This is a genomic window from Brevundimonas aurantiaca, assembly GCF_014199955.1.
Classification (GTDB): Bacteria; Pseudomonadota; Alphaproteobacteria; order Caulobacterales; family Caulobacteraceae; genus Brevundimonas; species Brevundimonas aurantiaca.
In genome coordinates, this window is sequence record NZ_JACHOQ010000002.1 from 430,579 (window position 1) to 444,913 (window position 14,335).

Genomic DNA, 14,335 nt, shown 5'->3' on the forward strand with positions numbered 1-14,335 from the left:
CGTTCCGGCGTGCGACTTAAGTCGCGTTTCAGTGGCTGACGGCCGCCGTAGCGCCCTCCGCGGGGGGAACGGGCGTCGGCAGGGGTTCAGCCGTCTCGTCCCATTCGACCGGGGTCAGGGCGCCGACCAGGGCCCATTTCAGGGCCTCGTCCGCTGTGGAAATCGGCACGATCTCCAGACCTGACTTCACATTGTCCGGCACGTCGGCGAGGTCCTTTTCGTTCTCCTGGGGGATCAGCACCGTCTTGACCCCGGAACGCAGGGCCGCGAGCAGCTTCTCCTTCAGGCCGCCGATGGCGGTGACGCGGCCGCGCAGGGTGATCTCGCCGGTCATGGCGATATCCTTGCGGATCGGCACGCCCGTCAGGACCGAGACCATGGCCACGGTCATGGCGACGCCGGCGGACGGACCGTCCTTGGGCGTGGCGCCGTCCGGCACGTGGACGTGGATGTCGGTCTTCTCGAACACCGGCGGCTTGACGCCGAAGTCCAGAGCCCGCGAACGGACATAGGAGGCCGCCGCCGAGATCGACTCCTTCATCACGTCCTTGAGGTTGCCGGTCACGGTCATGCGGCCGCGACCGGGCATCTTGATCGCCTCGATGGTCAGGATGTCGCCGCCGAACTCGGTCCAGGCCAGGCCGGTGACGATGCCGACCTGATCCTCCTCATCCGTCTCGCCGTAGCGGAACTTCTTCACCCCGGCGTATTCGGCCAGTTTTTCCGCATCGACGGTGATCGAGGCGGCCCCAGTCTTGGCCATTTCGCGAACGGCCTTGCGGGCCAGACCGCCCAGGGCCCGCTCCAGCGACCGCACCCCGGCCTCACGGGTATAGTAGCGGATCAGGTCGCGGATGGTCTCTTCCGGAACGACCAGCTCGCCGTCCTTCAGGCCGTGATCCTTCATCTGTTTGGGCAGGACGTGACGCTTGGCGATCTCGACCTTCTCGTCTTCGGTGTAGCCGGAGACCCGGATGATCTCCATCCGGTCCATTAGCGGCTGCGGCATGTTCAGGCTGTTCGCGGTGGTCACGAACATGACCTGGGACAGGTCGTAGTCCACCTCCAGATAGTGGTCGCCGAAGGTCGAGTTCTGGGCCGGGTCCAGCACTTCCAGCAGGGCCGAGGACGGATCGCCGCGCCAGTCGGCGCCCAGTTTGTCGATCTCGTCCAGCAGGACGAAGGCGTTGGTGGTCTTGGCCTTCTTCATCGACTGGATGATCTTGCCGGGCATGGAGCCGATATAGGTCCGGCGGTGGCCGCGGATTTCGCTCTCGTCGCGCACGCCGCCCAGCGACATGCGGACATATTCACGGCCCGTGGCCTTGGCGATGGACTTGGCCAGAGAGGTCTTGCCGACGCCGGGAGGACCGACGAGGCACAGGATCGGCCCCTTCAGGCTGCCGGTGCGGGCCTGGACGGCCAGATATTCGATGATCCGTTCCTTGACCTTCTCCAGGCCGAAGTGGTCCTCCTCGAGGATCTCTTCCGCCCGCACCAGGTCGATCGGCTTCTGCTTGGCCTTGCCCCACGGCACGGACAGCAGCCAGTCGAGGTAGTTGCGCACCACCGTCGATTCGGCCGACATCGGCGACATGTTGCGCAGCTTCTTGACCTCGGCCTCGGCCTTGGTCCGGGCCTCCTTGGACAGGCGCGTCTTACGGATGCGCTTCTCCAGGTCCATGATTTCGTCGCGCGCGTCGTCGGTCTCGCCCAGCTCGCGCTGGATCGCCTTCATCTGCTCGTTCAGATAATATTCGCGCTGGGTCTTCTCCATCTGACGCTTCACGCGCGAGCGGATCTTCTTCTCGACCTGCAGGACGGAGATTTCCCCCTCCATCAGGCCATAGACCTTCTCCAGCCGCTTGGGCACGTCGATGGTTTCAAGCAGACCCTGTTTGTCGATGATCTTGACCGACAGGTGGGCCGCGACCGAGTCCGCCAGTTTGGAGGCGTCGGTGATCTGGGGGATGGAGCTGAGGGCCTCGGGCGGCACCTTCTTGTTCAGCTTCACATAGTTTTCGAACTGCTCGACCACGGCGCGCAGCATGGCCTCGGCCTGAGAGGTCTCGCCCGGCTCGTCCTCGATCTCGACGGCCTCGGCCTCGAAATAGTCGGTGCGGTCGGTGAAGCGGGTCAGGCGGGCGCGGCCCTTGCCCTCGACTAGGACCTTGACCGTGCCGTCCGGCAGCTTCAGCAGCTGCAGGACGCTGGCCAGGACGCCGATGGGATAGATGGCGTCGGGCGACGGGTCGTCGTCAACGCTGTTCTTCTGGGTCGCCAGAAGGATCTGCTTTTCGCCCTTCATGATCTCGTCGAGGGCCTTCACCGATTTTTCGCGGCCCACGAAGAGCGGCACGACCATGTGCGGAAAGACCACGATGTCTCTCAACGGCAGGACGGGCAGGATCTTGGTGTCAGTCATGATGCGTACTCCTGGGCCATTGGTGATCGCCGGCCCGCCGCCACGGTCGCCCGGGCAAGAGGCCCGACCAGCGCGTGACGGCCCGTCGATTCCGACGGCGTTCGGATGAGTATGTGGTTTGAAAGACCTGCGGTTCAAGCGTGGCCGCCCATCCGCCCACATGCACGTGTCTTTCAGCCCACGCCGCAGGGGTCTGCGGCCGGTCGGCGCGCGGTTTTCGGACGGCTGAAAAACAGTGTCCGATGTGTCCGATGTGTCCGATCTGTCCGGTGGTGAAGCCCTCGGCGAAGCGGAAGAACCGTTCGGCGGCTGTCGGACACAGAAAAACAGTGTCCGATGTGTCCGATCTGTCCGATCTGTCCGATTTGTCCGATTTGAAAGTCACCTCCTTCACGCCTCTGCGCCGCCTCGGCTGATCCCGCCAGCATAAGCCGCCCCGGCGCCGCGACGGGTCGATCAGCGCCTGGGACCGACAAGTCTTTGTATTGCCGATGAGACTGAATGCGGGAGTGCGCGGATGAAGCGCCGGCCGAAAGGGCGAGAGAAGGTGCGGGTTTCTTCCACCCTGCGGGAGACTCGTGAGATTTCCCCCTCCGTCGCTGGATCGCTGCGCGATCGACGCGACACCTCCCCCGCAAGCGGGGGAGGATCCCAGCTGAAAAAAGGGCCGGAGCGGCGTCGCTCCGGCCCTTGTGACGTTCAGCGGCGGCTCGATCAGGCGGCGCCGTCAGCCTTCTTCTTGGAGGCTTCGGAATAGATCAGCAGGGGCTGGGCCTTGCCGTCGATGACCTCGGCGTTGACCACCACCTCCTCGACGCCTTCGAAGGTCGGCAGTTCGAACATGGTTTCCAGCAGAATGCCTTCCAGGATCGAACGCAGGCCGCGCGCGCCGGTCTTGCGGGTGATGGCCTTCTTGGCGACGGCGATCAGGGCGTCGTCGGTGAAGGTCAGTTCGACATTCTCCATCTCGAACAGACGCTTGTACTGTTTGACCAGGGCGTTCTTGGGCTCGGTCAGGATGGTGACCAGGGCCGTTTCGTCCAGATCCTCCAGCGTCGCCAGGACAGGCAGACGGCCGATGAACTCGGGGATCAGGCCGAAACGCATCAGGTCGTCAGGCTCCACCCCCTTGAGGATGTCGCCGGTGCGGCGCTCGTCGATCTCCTTGACCTTGGCGCCGAAGCCGATCGAGGCCCCCTCGCCGCGCGCCGAAATCACCTTCTCCAGCCCGGCGAAGGCGCCGCCGACGATGAAGAGGATGTTGGCGGTGTCGACCTGCAGGAACTCCTGCTGCGGATGTTTGCGGCCGCCTTGCGGAGGCACGGAGGCGACGGTGCCTTCCATGATCTTCAGCAGCGCCTGCTGCACGCCCTCGCCCGAGACGTCGCGGGTGATCGAGGGATTGTCCGACTTGCGGCTGATCTTGTCGATTTCGTCGATGTAGACGATGCCGCGCTGGGCCCGTTCGACATTGTAATCCGAAGCCTGGAGCAGCTTCAGGATGATGTTCTCGACGTCCTCGCCCACATAGCCGGCCTCGGTCAGGGTGGTGGCGTCGGCCATGGTGAAGGGCACGTCGATGATGCGGGCCAGGGTCTGGGCCAACAGCGTCTTGCCCGAACCGGTCGGCCCGATCAGCATGATGTTCGACTTGGCCAGTTCGACGTCGTTGTTCTTCGTCGCGTGGTTCAGACGCTTGTAATGGTTGTGGACGGCGACCGAGAGGACCTTCTTGGCGTGCGACTGGCCGATGACGTAATCGTCCAGGACGTCGCGAATCTCCTTGGGCGTGGGGACGCCGTCGCTCGTCTTCTTGAAGCCGATCTTGTGCTCTTCACGGATGATGTCCATGCACAGTTCGACACATTCATCGCAGATGAAGACGGTCGGTCCCGCAATGAGTTTGCGGACTTCGTGCTGGCTCTTTCCGCAGAACGAGCAGTACAGGGTGCTTTTGGCGTCAGAGCCGGCTGCTTTGGTCATAGACCCTTATCTCACTCCCGCGGAGCGGACCGAAATGGCCCGATACGCGCTTCCTCCGCGTTGATTCCAGCACTCTGGACGCAAAGGTCTTCAAAAAATGACAATCACCCATCCCACGTTCCACGACAACCCCGAAGGCGGAGGGGCGAGGTCACGGAAAGGGGATGGATCAGTGTCGTTGGGGATCACGGCGAATGTCTGACATGGGAAGCGTGCAGGAATTACGCCAGTCCCGGATCAAATCGGAACAGCCGCTCGTCGCCTTCGACTTCGACGGCACCCTGACGATTCGCGACAGTTTCACGCAGTTTCTGCGCTGGAAGGCCGGTCCGGGCGGCTGGGCCCTGGGTCTGGTCAAGCTGGCGCCGGCCCTGGCGGCCTATGGGCGGGATCGTGATCGGGGGCGGATCAAGGCCGCCTCGGTCAAGGAATTCCTGGCCGGCATGGACCGCGAAAGCCTGGAGGCCGAGGCGGAACGGTTCGCCGATCTGGTCTGGGACCGCTTCATGCGGCCGGACGCGCTGAAGGTCTGGAACGACTGGGGCGAGCGCGGCGCCCATCGCGTGATCGTGACCGCCTCGCCCGAGACGACGGTTGAGCCATTCGCCCGCCGGCTGGGCGCCGAGGCCCTCTTGGGAACGCCCCTGACCTTCGACGCCGAAGGCCGGGTGACCGGCGCCTTCGACGGCGCCAACTGCCGGGGCGAGGAGAAGGTGCGGCGTCTGAAGGCCGCCTATGGGGAGGATCTGGTCCTGACGGCCGCCTATGGCGACACCTCCGGCGACGCGGAAATGCTGGCCATCGCCCAGTCGCCGGGGTTCCGGGTCTTCACCCAGCGGCCCTGAACGGCGTCAACGGCCGTCTGCGTCCACGTCGAAAACCATGGCCTTCCCGCGCGATGTCGGATCCCAGCCCGCCTCGATGGCGGCGGTGACGGCGTTGCGCACCGCATCGACATTGACCCGCTGCTTCTCCACGTCGGGCCGGCCGTTGGGACGCAAGGGCGGCGGAAACTGGATGATGGCCTCGCGCTTGAAATCCACATGGCGAAGGGAGACGGCCATCCCCTCCCACACCGCCCCGCCGACGGGGCGCGGCTGGCGACGGATTTCCCAGGCGTAGGTCTCGCCCTCCACCTCGATCGTGCCTGAGGGGTCTCGTGTGAACTGCATCTCGGTTCCGATGGACGAAAAGAAAGGGGCGCGCCGCCAGGACGCGCCCCCTCATTCTAGCTGAAAACGGGGCTCAGGCGCCGGGCGTCTTTATGCCGTCGGCGTCCGCCTGTTCGCGCCGGTCATAGACGTGGTCGACGATGCCCCAGGCCTTGGCCTCTTCGGCCGACATGAAGTGGTCGCGATCCAGGGTGCGCTCCACCTCCTCATAGGTGCGGCCGGTGTGATGGACATAGATCTCGTTCAACCGCTTCTTGGTGTAGCGGATGTCCTCGGCGTGGCGCTCGATGTCCGAGGCCTGGCCGCGGAAGCCGCCCGAGGGCTGGTGCACCATGACCCGGGCGTTCGGCAGGGCGATCCGCTGGCCCGCCTCGCCGGCCGTCAGGATCAGGGAGCCGGCCGAGGCCGCCATGCCCATGACCACGGTCGAGACCGGGCTCTTGATGTATTGCATGGTGTCGTAGATCGCCAGCGCCGAGGTCACCTGACCGCCGGGGCTGTTGATGTACATGGAGATTTCCTTCTTGGGGTTCTCCGACTCCAGGAACAGCAGCTGGGCGCAGATCAGCGACGCCATGCCGTCCTCGAACGGCCCCGTCAGGAAGATGATCCGCTCGCGTAGCAGGCGCGAGAAGATGTCGAAGGAGCGCTCGCCCCGGCTGGACTGCTCGACCACCATGGGGACGAGGTTCATGTTCATCAGTTCGATCGGATCGCGCATGGAGCCTTCTCAAGAATGCGGGGGAGCGCGCGACTCGCGGTCGCTCGCCTTGTTGTTCTGCATATCGCGTTATGAAGGCCGCCTTACAAGGTGGGGCCCGCATACGAAAAAGGCGGGGATCGCCGACCCCCGCCTCTTCACGATCCGATGAAGGAGGCGATCAGCCCTCTTCGTCTTCCTTCAGCAGCTCTTCCTTGCTGATGGGCTTGTCGGTGACTTCGGCCAGGCCGACGATCAGGTCGACGACCTTTTCCTCATAGATCGGGGCGCGCATTTGGGCAGCGGCGTTGGGGTTCTGACGGTAGAAGTTCAGGACGGCCTGCTCCTGGCCCGGATAGTTGCGGGCTTCCTGCAGCAGGGCGGCGTTCAGCTCCTGGTCGGTGACCTGGACATTGTGGGCGCGGCCGATTTCGGCCAGGACCAGGCCCAGGCGCACGCGACGCTCGGCGATCTTCTTGTATTCGGCCTTCAGGTCCTCTTCGGACTTGGCGGCGTCTTCTTCCGGCAGGCGGCCGGCGGCCTTGTCGGCCTCGACCTGTTGCCAGATGCCGTCGAACTCGGCTTCGACCATCTTGGGCGGCAGGGGGAAGTCATGGGCGGCGTCCAGCTGGTCCAGCAGGGCCCGCTTCAGCTTGAAGCGGGCGGCGCCGGCGTACTGCTGGTTCAGGTTCTGGCTCAGCAGCTCTTTCAGGCGATCCAGCGATTCCAGACCGATACGCTTGGCGAACTCGTCGTCCACCTTGGCTTCGACCTCGGCCTTGATGGCCTTCACCTTGATGTCGAAGGTGGCCAGTTTGCCGGCCAGATGGGCGGCCTGGTAGTTTTCCGGGAAGGTGACCTCGATGGTCTTTTCCTCGCCGACCTTGGCGCCCTTCAGCTGCTCTTCGAAGCCGGGGATGAAGCGGCCCGAGCCGATCACCAGGTCCGCGTCTTCGGCGGCGCCGCCGTCGAAGGGTTCGCCGTCCAGCTTGCCCAGGAAGTCGATGGTCAGTTGGTCGCCCTCGGCGGCCTTGACGGTCTTGCCCTTCTTGTCCTCGTAGGACTTGGCCTGGCCGGCCAGTTCGGTCAGGGCCTCGTCCAGATCGGCGTCAGACGCCTCATAGGTGGGGCGTTCCAGCTTCAGGGTCTTGGGATCGACCGGGGTGAAGTCCGGCATGATCTCCAGCGACATCTCATAGGCCAGGTCTTCCTGACCGGCGATGACCTTGTCCATGTCGGAGGTCAGCTTCATCTCGGCCGGGGCGGCCGGACGGATCTTGGCCTCGTCCAGAGCCTTCTGGCTGGTCTCGTTCAGCTGGGCGTTGATGATCTCGCCCATGAAGTCGCGGCCGAAAGTCTTCTTGACGTGGGCGACCGGCACCTTGCCCGGACGGAAGCCCTTCAGCTTCATCTGCGGGGCGACTTCCTTGACGCGGGCTTCGAGCTTCTCGTTCAGCTCCGCGACGGGAATGGTGACCGCGATCACGCGGCTGAGGCCTTCGTTCGACTTTTCGACGACTTGCATGGTCGGGATTTCTGACGCTCTGGGGCGCATGAACCGTCGGGACGGTCGGCGCGGAATGGATAAAGCGAGAAGGCCGCCCCGTTTGGAGCGGCGCCTCGAAGCCCGCCCTTATGTCGAGAAGGGCTCAAAAGGTCAACGCGAGCGTGGGCCGCGGCGGTGGTTTCGCGTCACAGGGGCGGCTAATAAGGCGCCATGACCCAGCCCGCCTCCCCCATCGGCGTCTTTGTGACGCCCGTCACGCCGCTCCAGCAGAACTGCACCACTGTTTGGTGCACGGCGACCAACAAGGCCGCCGTGATCGACCCCGGCGGGTCGGTGGATGCGATTCTGGGCGAGGTGACGCGGCGCGGCCTGGTTCTGGACCAGATCTGGATCACCCACGGCCATCTGGATCACGCCGGCGGCGCGGCGGAGATGCAGGAGAAGACCGGGGTCCAGATCACCGGACCGCAGAAGGCCGACCAGTTCTGGGTCGACCGGATCGTGGAGACCGGCCGGATGTACGGCCTGCCCGAGGCCCGACCCTTTACGCCCGATCGCTGGCTAGAGGATGGGGATACCGTCAGCCTGGGCGAGACGAGCTGGGAAGTGCGCCACTGCCCGGGCCATACGCCGGGCCATGTGATCTTCTTCAACCGGGCGGCCCGGTTCGCCCAGGTGGGCGACGTGCTGTTCAAGGGCTCGGTCGGCCGCACCGACTTCCCGATGAGCGATCCGCCCGCCCTGATCCGCAGCGTGGTGGAGAAGCTGTGGCCCCTGGGCGACGACGTGACCTTCGTGCCGGGCCACGGACCGATCTCGACCTTCGGCGAGGAGCGGCGGACCAATCCGTTCGTGTCGGATGCGGCGTTGCAAAGGGCGCCGATTCAGAGGGAGCCGGTGGGGCCGGCTTAGATCAGCGGCGCATCAGCATGCCGATGATCACCCCTATGCCCAGGGCGTAGAGGGTGGTCCGCATCGGCTCGTCGCGGATGCCGTCGCGGGCGGTCTCGACCCGGCCGGCCAGCTTGCTGCGGATCATGGCGGCGTCTTCGCGCAGAGCGTGACGCAGCGACGTGGTGTCCTCGAAGCTGCGGGCTTCGCCCTCGGCCAGGATGGCGTCCGCCTGTCGGTCGAGGCGCTGGGTCGGGCCGTCGTCTTCCGTGACGATGTCATCGGGCGAGGAAGGGGCGATGGGGGTCTGGGTCATGGGAATCTCCGGGGTTCGGACACTGAACCGGCCCGACCGGATCCAGTTCCCCAGGTCCGCCCCCAAAGCCGGGGGTGAACATTGGGGTGCGGGCCGCGTTCTCCATTCAGAGGAGAAGACCATGACCTATGTCGAACCCACGCCACCCGGAACGCCGCAACCGGAAATCCAGCCCGAGCCGACGCCACAACCCGAGATCGACCCGGCCGACGCTCCGGACGAAATGCCGCCGATGGAGCCCGGCGGCGGCGGCGAAGGCGATTCCCGCCCCTATGCAGCCGTTTGAAGTCAAACCACAAAGACGTTCAGATCACGGCTGGTAAAACGAAGTTACCTACGGAACCGTCACGGAGTCACAGGGTTCATTTCGGCAAGCGCAACGGCAGCACTGAAAGGAACACCGATGGACGGCCAGACCTCGCGACCCTCCGGCGTTTCCAAGCGAGGCTTCGCCTCCATGGATCCCGAACGTCAGCGCGAAATCGCACGCAAGGGGGGCGCAAGCGTCCCCAGCGAAAAACGAAGCTTCTCCCAAGACCGCAGCCTGGCCGCCCAGGCCGGACGCAAGGGCGGCGAGGCCTCGCACGGGCCGAAGAAGGACGCGGCTTCGAACGAAGCCGAGTGACACGGCTTCAGTGAGAGTCTGCAGGGCGGCGCGTCGAGGATGCGCCGCCCTTTTTCTTTTCCATGCACTCGCCCCCAGGGCCGTCATCCTCGGCGTTGTGCCGAGGATCCATAGGCTCGGTCTTGCAGGGGGCACGACGCCCGGCGCCGGGATTATGGATCCTCGGCACAAGGCCGAGGATGACGATCTTATCTGTATAGACAGAAAGGAAGTGGCCCCCTCACCCCCGCAGCAAGGCCAGGGCCACGCGGGGTTCGGGCGAAACCTCGAAACCGGCCATGCACCAGCCGGACTCCTTGGCCAGGGCCTCGACCGAATCCGGCGTGAACTTGCGCGAGCTTTCGGTGTGGAGGGTCTCTCCGGCCATGAAGGTGAAGGCCCTGTCGCCGACGCGGGCGGCGGTTTGACGCAGCGCCTGAAGGTGCATTTCCATGCGCGAGTGATCCGGGTTCCAGACGGCGCGGTGGGCGAAGGCGTCCAGGTCGAAATCGGCGTCCAGTTCGGCGTTGGCGCGGACCAGGAGGTTCAGGTTGAAGGCCGCGGTGACGCCCCGGCTGTCGTCATAGGCGGCGACCAGGGTCGCAGGGTCTTTGACCAGATCGACGCCGAGGATGAACAGCGCCCCCTCCCCCAGCATCCGACGCGCCGAGGCCAGGAACCGCACCGCCTCCTCGGGCTCCAGATTGCCGATGGTCGAGCCGGGGAAGAAACCGATGCGCCGGCCCTGCGGCAAATCGTCCGGCAAGGGCGACAGATGTTCGAAATCGCCCAGAACCGGCTGGACCCGCAGGGCCGGATAGTCGGCGGACAGGCGGGCGACGGCGTCCAGCAGGGCCGTCTCGCTGATGTCCAGCGGCACATAGGCGCCGAGGTCGGGCGCGGCGTCCAGCAGGATGCGGGTCTTTTCGCTGGCGCCCGAGCCGAACTCGACCAGGACGGCCTCGGGGCCGAAGTCGGCGGTCAGGGCGGCGGCGCGGTCGCGCAGCAGGGCCGTCTCCTGACGGGTCGGATAATATTCCGGCAGCGCCGTGATCTCTTCGAACAGGCGCGAGCCCTCGGCGTCATAGAACCATTTGGGCGGCACGGCCTTCTGGTCGCGGGACAGGCCCTGGACCAGGTCGCGCCGGAAGGCGGCCGTCTGGGCGTCCTCAATGAAACTCGTGCGCCCGCGCGGGGCGTCTTCGGCCAGTCTCAGACCCATGAAGGCCCACCTCTGTTGGGGATAGAAGAAGTTGCGATAGGTGACGCGGGCGTGGCCGGGCGGCGTGGCGAAGGCGCCGCCGCGCAAGACCATCTGATTGGCCATGAACTTGCCGTTGTACTCAGCCGCCGTGCCAGGCGTCGGCTGGAAGCCGGGGTAAGGGGCGTAGGCGCTGGACGTCCACTGCCAGACCTCGCCCGACAGGTTTGAGAAGGCGTCGGGCGCCGTGGTCGCGGCATGCTCCCACTCCGCCTCGGACGGCAGGCGCTTGCCGGCCCAGCGGGCGTAGGCGTCAGCCTCATAGAAGCTGACATGCCGCACCGGGGCGGTCGGATCGACCGGGGCGCGGCCGGTCAGGGTCAGGACCGTCCAGTCGTCGCCGTCGCGGCGCCAGTAGAGGGGCGCGGTCCAGGCCTCGGCCTTGACTGTGGCCCAGCCGTCGGACAGCCACAGCTCGGGCCGGGCGTAGCCGCCGTCGGCGATGAAGCCCAGCCAGTCGCCGTTGGTCACCAGGTCGGCGGCCAGGGCGAAGGGTTCCAGCCAGACCCGGTGCGACGGCCCCTCATTGTCGAAGGCGAAGCCGGCGCCGTCGTGACCGATCGAGACCAGGCCGCCGTCGAAGGCGACGACGCCGCCGCGCGGAGACTCCAACGGCGCTGATCGGGGCTCCACCGCATAGGCGGCGGGGTCCAGCGGCGAACAGGCCATCAGGTTCAGCAGGTCCATCAGGAACAGCTCCTGATGTTGCTGATCGTGGTGCAGGCCCAGTTCGAACAGATAGCGCTGATGGCCGCTGGACGGCCCCGAGGCCAGCCAGGCGGCCATGCGGCGGTCGATCTCGCGCCGATAGGCCAGGACCTCGTTCACCGAGGGCCGGGTCATCAGGCCGCGCTGGGGCCGGGGCACCCGCTCGCCCAGGGCCTCGTAGTAGGAGTTGAACAGCTGCTGGAAGCGCGGATCGACCGGAGCATAGTCCGGGTCGGCCGACAGGATCATCGCCTCGAAGAACCAGCTGGTGTGGGCCAGGTGCCATTTGCCGGGGCTGCAGTCCGGCATGGACTGGGCCGCCAGATCCTCGGGCGACAGGCCTTCCGCCAGGGCGGGCATGGCGCCCCGGATCGCCCTGAAACGGGTCACGTCGGACGCCGCCCGCGTATCGGGCTCCAAGCGCGCATTCATCTCAGCCGTTCCGTCCCCGCTTGCGACGCCCCGGCTGGCCTCGCGTCGTCCAGTCCGGAAAACGTCAGGCGCCGCCAGGGGTTCCCTCGGAAGCGGACGGCGTGACGCCGTTTCTCAGGCCGAGGGTCTGCCGCCGTGTTTGGCGTACTCCAGCCGGGCGATGGCGCGGTTGTGCACCTCGTCCGGGCCGTCGGCGATCCGCAGGGTGCGCACCGTGGCGTAGAGTTCGGCCAGGGGGGTGTCGGCCGAGACGCCGGCGCCGCCGAAGGCCTGGATGGCGTCGTCGATGACCTGAAGCGCCATGCGCGGGGCTGCGACCTTGATCTGGGCGATCTCGGAGCGGGCGTTCTTGGCCCCCGCCTCGTCCATCATCCAGGCGGCCTTCAGCACCAGGAGGCGGCACATTTCGATACTGGTGCGGGCGTCGGCGACCCTCTGCTCCCACACCGAATGTTCGGCCAGCTGTTTCCGGAAGGCGGTGCGGTTCAGAAGGCGGGTCACCATCAGCTCCAGCGCCCGCTCGGCCGCGCCGATCACGCGCATACAGTGGTGGATACGGCCCGGGCCGAGGCGCCCCTGAGCGATCTCGAATCCCCGGCCCTCGCCCGCGATCAGGTTCTCGACCGGCACGCGGACGTTCTCCAGCACCACCTCGGCGTGGCCGATGGGCTTTTCGTCATAGCCGAAGACCGACAGCATCCGCTCGACCCGGAAGCCGGGCGTATCGACGGGGACGATGATCTGGGACTGCTGGGCGTGCGCAGCGGCGTCCGGATCGGTCTTGCCCATGACGATGGTCACGGCGACGTTCGGATGGGCCATGTTGGTCGACCACCATTTGCGGCCGTTGATGACATAGTGATCGCCGTCGCGCTCGATCCGGGTCTGGATATTGGTGGCGTCGGACGAGGCGACCTCGGGCTCGGTCATCAGAAAGGCGGAGCGGATCTCCCCGGCCATCAGCGGCTTCAGCCAACGGTCCTGCTGGGCCGCATTCCCGTACATATGGAGCACCTCCATATTGCCGGTGTCGGGGGCGTTGCAGTTGAACACCTCGGCCGTCCACAGATGGCGGCCCATCATTTCGGCGAGGGGGGCGTATTCGAGGTTCGTCAGGCCGGCGCCCCCGTTCTCACCGTCATGGCCGCCCGGCAGGAACATGTTCCACAGGCCCGCCTCGCGCGCGGCGGCCTTCATGGCCTCCATGACCGGGGGCTGGCGGTTCGGATTCTCGCGCACCTGGGCGAAATAGTCGGCCTCGCGCGGGATCACCTGTTCGTCGAGGAAACGGCGCACGCGGGCGTGCCAGTCCAGGGCGCGGTCGGAATGTCTGAAATCCATGTCGTTTCCTCGTTTTTTCGGTCGCGCCTCTGACGGACGCTGAAGACGAAAACGGCGCGGCCCCCGAGGGGCGCCGCGCCGCAGTCAAGTATTGATCAGCGAGCCATCAGCGCTTCAGCAGCGGAGCCAGCTTCTGGGCGATCATCATGTCGCCGGCGATCTTCAGCTTGCCCTGCATGAAGGCCATCATCGGGTCCAGCTTGCCTTCCGACAGGGCCATGAAGTCGTCCCACTTCATCGAGACGGTGGCGTCGGCGGGCTTGTCTTCGTTGGTGACGGTGTTCGGCACCGAGGCGCCGTCGATGAAAATCTTGCCCTCGTCGCCGAGGTCGAGCTTCACGGTCTTGCCGAGGCCGGAGTTGTCGCCGACGGCGTTGCGGATGTGTTCAGTGACTTGGGCGAGATCAGGCATTGGGGGCGTCTCCCTTGGACGTTGAGGCTCCTGCCGTAGCCCGCATCGCGCGGGGCGCCAAGATCACGTCGGGTAAAGCTGTCGTCACTTGTCCGGTGAAGAGCCCGAATAGAGACTGGCCAGACCAAGGGCGGCCATGAAGAAGACGAAGGCCGCGACGATGGCGGCGACGAAGGGGACGGCGTCATGGGGCATGGGAAATCTCCTCAGCCCCACCCTCGCGCCGCCTCCGCCGCCTCGCCTTGATCCGGATCAAACCTGCAGAATCGGGCCGTCAGGCTGCGGGATCACCGTCGCGGAACCGCCATTTCATCACCAGAACCCAGGACGCCATGACCAGGGCGCAGGAATTGGCCACGGTGACGGGCCAGGCCTGGGTCATCACCCCATAGACCACCCACAGGGCGAAACAGGTCACGGTCAGGGAATAGGTCCTCAGACTGACGGAGGAGGCGTCCCTCTCCTTCCAGATCTTGAGCGCCTGGGGTGCGAAACTGGTGACGGAACAGACCGCTGCGGCCGAGCCGACGATATTGGCGATCAGGTCGCTCATTCGGGGAGGGTCGGCTTTGTCATGAAGGCC

Annotated in this window: 14 protein-coding genes; 4 read left to right on the forward strand and 10 right to left on the reverse strand. The window is 65.8% G+C overall.

Features of this window, described 5'->3' with window-relative positions; all coding sequences use genetic code 11:
* Nucleotides 1–28: 28 nt before the first annotated feature.
* Both lon and clpX read right to left on the reverse strand, forming a co-directional pair.
* Complete coding sequence (gene lon, locus GGQ93_RS06180; protein ID WP_183215790.1) at nt 29–2,425, reverse strand: endopeptidase La; 2,397 nt, start codon at nt 2,423–2,425, stop codon at nt 29–31.
* A 714-nt stretch (nt 2,426–3,139) separates the two neighbouring features.
* The gene (clpX, locus tag GGQ93_RS06185; protein ID WP_054765523.1) at nt 3,140–4,408 is read right to left on the reverse strand and encodes an ATP-dependent Clp protease ATP-binding subunit ClpX; all 1,269 of its coding nucleotides are present in this window, start codon (nt 4,406–4,408) and stop codon (nt 3,140–3,142) included.
* A 194-nt stretch (nt 4,409–4,602) separates the two neighbouring features.
* Here clpX and GGQ93_RS06190 point away from each other — a divergent pair, with 194 nt between their 5' ends.
* Nucleotides 4,603–5,253, forward strand: a complete 651-nt coding sequence (locus tag GGQ93_RS06190) for an HAD-IB family hydrolase (protein WP_183215792.1) — start codon at nt 4,603–4,605, stop codon at nt 5,251–5,253.
* 6 nt (nt 5,254–5,259) lie between these two features.
* On the opposite strand, the gene GGQ93_RS06195 is transcribed toward GGQ93_RS06190, so the two are convergent.
* The 3 genes from GGQ93_RS06195 to tig form a co-directional block, all read right to left on the reverse strand.
* Entirely contained in the window at nt 5,260–5,580 is a 321-nt protein-coding gene (locus GGQ93_RS06195; RefSeq protein ID WP_054765521.1) for a hypothetical protein, read from the reverse strand.
* 73 nt (nt 5,581–5,653) lie between these two features.
* Complete coding sequence (locus GGQ93_RS06200; protein WP_054765520.1) at nt 5,654–6,301, reverse strand: ATP-dependent Clp protease proteolytic subunit; 648 nt, start codon at nt 6,299–6,301, stop codon at nt 5,654–5,656.
* 160 nt (nt 6,302–6,461) lie between these two features.
* Nucleotides 6,462–7,805, reverse strand: coding sequence for a trigger factor (gene tig, locus GGQ93_RS06205; protein ID WP_082382673.1), 1,344 nt, complete (start codon nt 7,803–7,805; stop codon nt 6,462–6,464).
* A gap of 192 nt (nt 7,806–7,997) precedes the next feature.
* Here tig and GGQ93_RS06210 point away from each other — a divergent pair, with 192 nt between their 5' ends.
* Nucleotides 7,998–8,699 carry an MBL fold metallo-hydrolase gene (locus GGQ93_RS06210; RefSeq protein ID WP_221233576.1) on the forward strand — a complete coding sequence of 234 codons (702 nt, stop codon included), beginning with the start codon at nt 7,998–8,000 and terminating at the stop codon, nt 8,697–8,699.
* 1 nt (nt 8,700) lies between these two features.
* On the opposite strand, the gene GGQ93_RS06215 is transcribed toward GGQ93_RS06210, so the two are convergent.
* Nucleotides 8,701–8,994 carry a hypothetical protein gene (locus tag GGQ93_RS06215; RefSeq protein WP_224764285.1) on the reverse strand — a complete coding sequence of 98 codons (294 nt, stop codon included), beginning with the start codon at nt 8,992–8,994 and terminating at the stop codon, nt 8,701–8,703.
* A gap of 121 nt (nt 8,995–9,115) precedes the next feature.
* On the opposite strand from GGQ93_RS06215, the gene GGQ93_RS06220 reads away from it, so the two are divergent.
* The gene (locus GGQ93_RS06220) at nt 9,116–9,280 is read left to right on the forward strand and encodes a hypothetical protein (protein WP_182713809.1); all 165 of its coding nucleotides are present in this window, start codon (nt 9,116–9,118) and stop codon (nt 9,278–9,280) included.
* Between the two features lie 117 nt (nt 9,281–9,397).
* On the forward strand, nt 9,398–9,619 hold the full coding sequence (locus GGQ93_RS06225; RefSeq protein ID WP_152950050.1) for a con-10 family general stress protein: 222 nt from the start codon (nt 9,398–9,400) through the stop codon (nt 9,617–9,619).
* Nucleotides 9,620–9,839: 220 nt separating this feature from the next.
* Here the strand turns inward: GGQ93_RS06225 and egtB are convergent, their stop codons facing one another.
* The 4 genes from egtB to GGQ93_RS06245 form a co-directional block, all read right to left on the reverse strand.
* Nucleotides 9,840–11,999: an ergothioneine biosynthesis protein EgtB gene (egtB, locus tag GGQ93_RS06230; RefSeq protein ID WP_183215796.1), complete on the reverse strand. Its 2,160-nt coding sequence runs from the start codon at nt 11,997–11,999 to the stop codon at nt 9,840–9,842.
* A gap of 114 nt (nt 12,000–12,113) precedes the next feature.
* Nucleotides 12,114–13,340, reverse strand: a complete 1,227-nt coding sequence (locus GGQ93_RS06235) for an acyl-CoA dehydrogenase family protein (protein WP_183215798.1) — start codon at nt 13,338–13,340, stop codon at nt 12,114–12,116.
* 106 nt (nt 13,341–13,446) lie between these two features.
* The gene (locus GGQ93_RS06240) at nt 13,447–13,752 is read right to left on the reverse strand and encodes an SCP2 sterol-binding domain-containing protein (protein ID WP_183215800.1); all 306 of its coding nucleotides are present in this window, start codon (nt 13,750–13,752) and stop codon (nt 13,447–13,449) included.
* Nucleotides 13,753–14,026: 274 nt separating this feature from the next.
* Nucleotides 14,027–14,305, reverse strand: coding sequence for an SWEET family sugar transporter (locus tag GGQ93_RS06245; RefSeq protein ID WP_054766917.1), 279 nt, complete (start codon nt 14,303–14,305; stop codon nt 14,027–14,029).
* Between the last annotated feature and the right edge of the window lie 30 nt (nt 14,306–14,335).

Excerpts from the sequence above, each read along its gene's own strand:
- GGQ93_RS06225 (WP_152950050.1), top strand. The coding sequence starts at position 9,398 with ATGGACGGCCAGACCTCGCGACCCTCCGGCGTTTCCAAGCGAGGCTTC.
- GGQ93_RS06240 (WP_183215800.1), bottom strand. The coding sequence starts at position 13,752 with ATGCCTGATCTCGCCCAAGTCACTGAACACATCCGCAACGCCGTCGGC.
- GGQ93_RS06215 (WP_224764285.1), bottom strand. The coding sequence starts at position 8,994 with ATGACCCAGACCCCCATCGCCCCTTCCTCGCCCGATGACATCGTCACG.
- GGQ93_RS06195 (WP_054765521.1), bottom strand. The coding sequence starts at position 5,580 with ATGCAGTTCACACGAGACCCCTCAGGCACGATCGAGGTGGAGGGCGAG.
- clpX (WP_054765523.1), bottom strand. The coding sequence starts at position 4,408 with ATGACCAAAGCAGCCGGCTCTGACGCCAAAAGCACCCTGTACTGCTCG.
- GGQ93_RS06200 (WP_054765520.1), bottom strand. The coding sequence starts at position 6,301 with ATGCGCGATCCGATCGAACTGATGAACATGAACCTCGTCCCCATGGTG.
- lon (WP_183215790.1), bottom strand. The coding sequence starts at position 2,425 with ATGACTGACACCAAGATCCTGCCCGTCCTGCCGTTGAGAGACATCGTG.
- GGQ93_RS06190 (WP_183215792.1), top strand. The coding sequence starts at position 4,603 with ATGTCTGACATGGGAAGCGTGCAGGAATTACGCCAGTCCCGGATCAAA.
- GGQ93_RS06245 (WP_054766917.1), bottom strand. The coding sequence starts at position 14,305 with ATGAGCGACCTGATCGCCAATATCGTCGGCTCGGCCGCAGCGGTCTGT.
- egtB (WP_183215796.1), bottom strand. The coding sequence starts at position 11,999 with ATGAATGCGCGCTTGGAGCCCGATACGCGGGCGGCGTCCGACGTGACC.
- tig (WP_082382673.1), bottom strand. The coding sequence starts at position 7,805 with ATGCAAGTCGTCGAAAAGTCGAACGAAGGCCTCAGCCGCGTGATCGCG.
- GGQ93_RS06210 (WP_221233576.1), top strand. The coding sequence starts at position 7,998 with ATGACCCAGCCCGCCTCCCCCATCGGCGTCTTTGTGACGCCCGTCACG.
- GGQ93_RS06235 (WP_183215798.1), bottom strand. The coding sequence starts at position 13,340 with ATGGATTTCAGACATTCCGACCGCGCCCTGGACTGGCACGCCCGCGTG.
- GGQ93_RS06220 (WP_182713809.1), top strand. The coding sequence starts at position 9,116 with ATGACCTATGTCGAACCCACGCCACCCGGAACGCCGCAACCGGAAATC.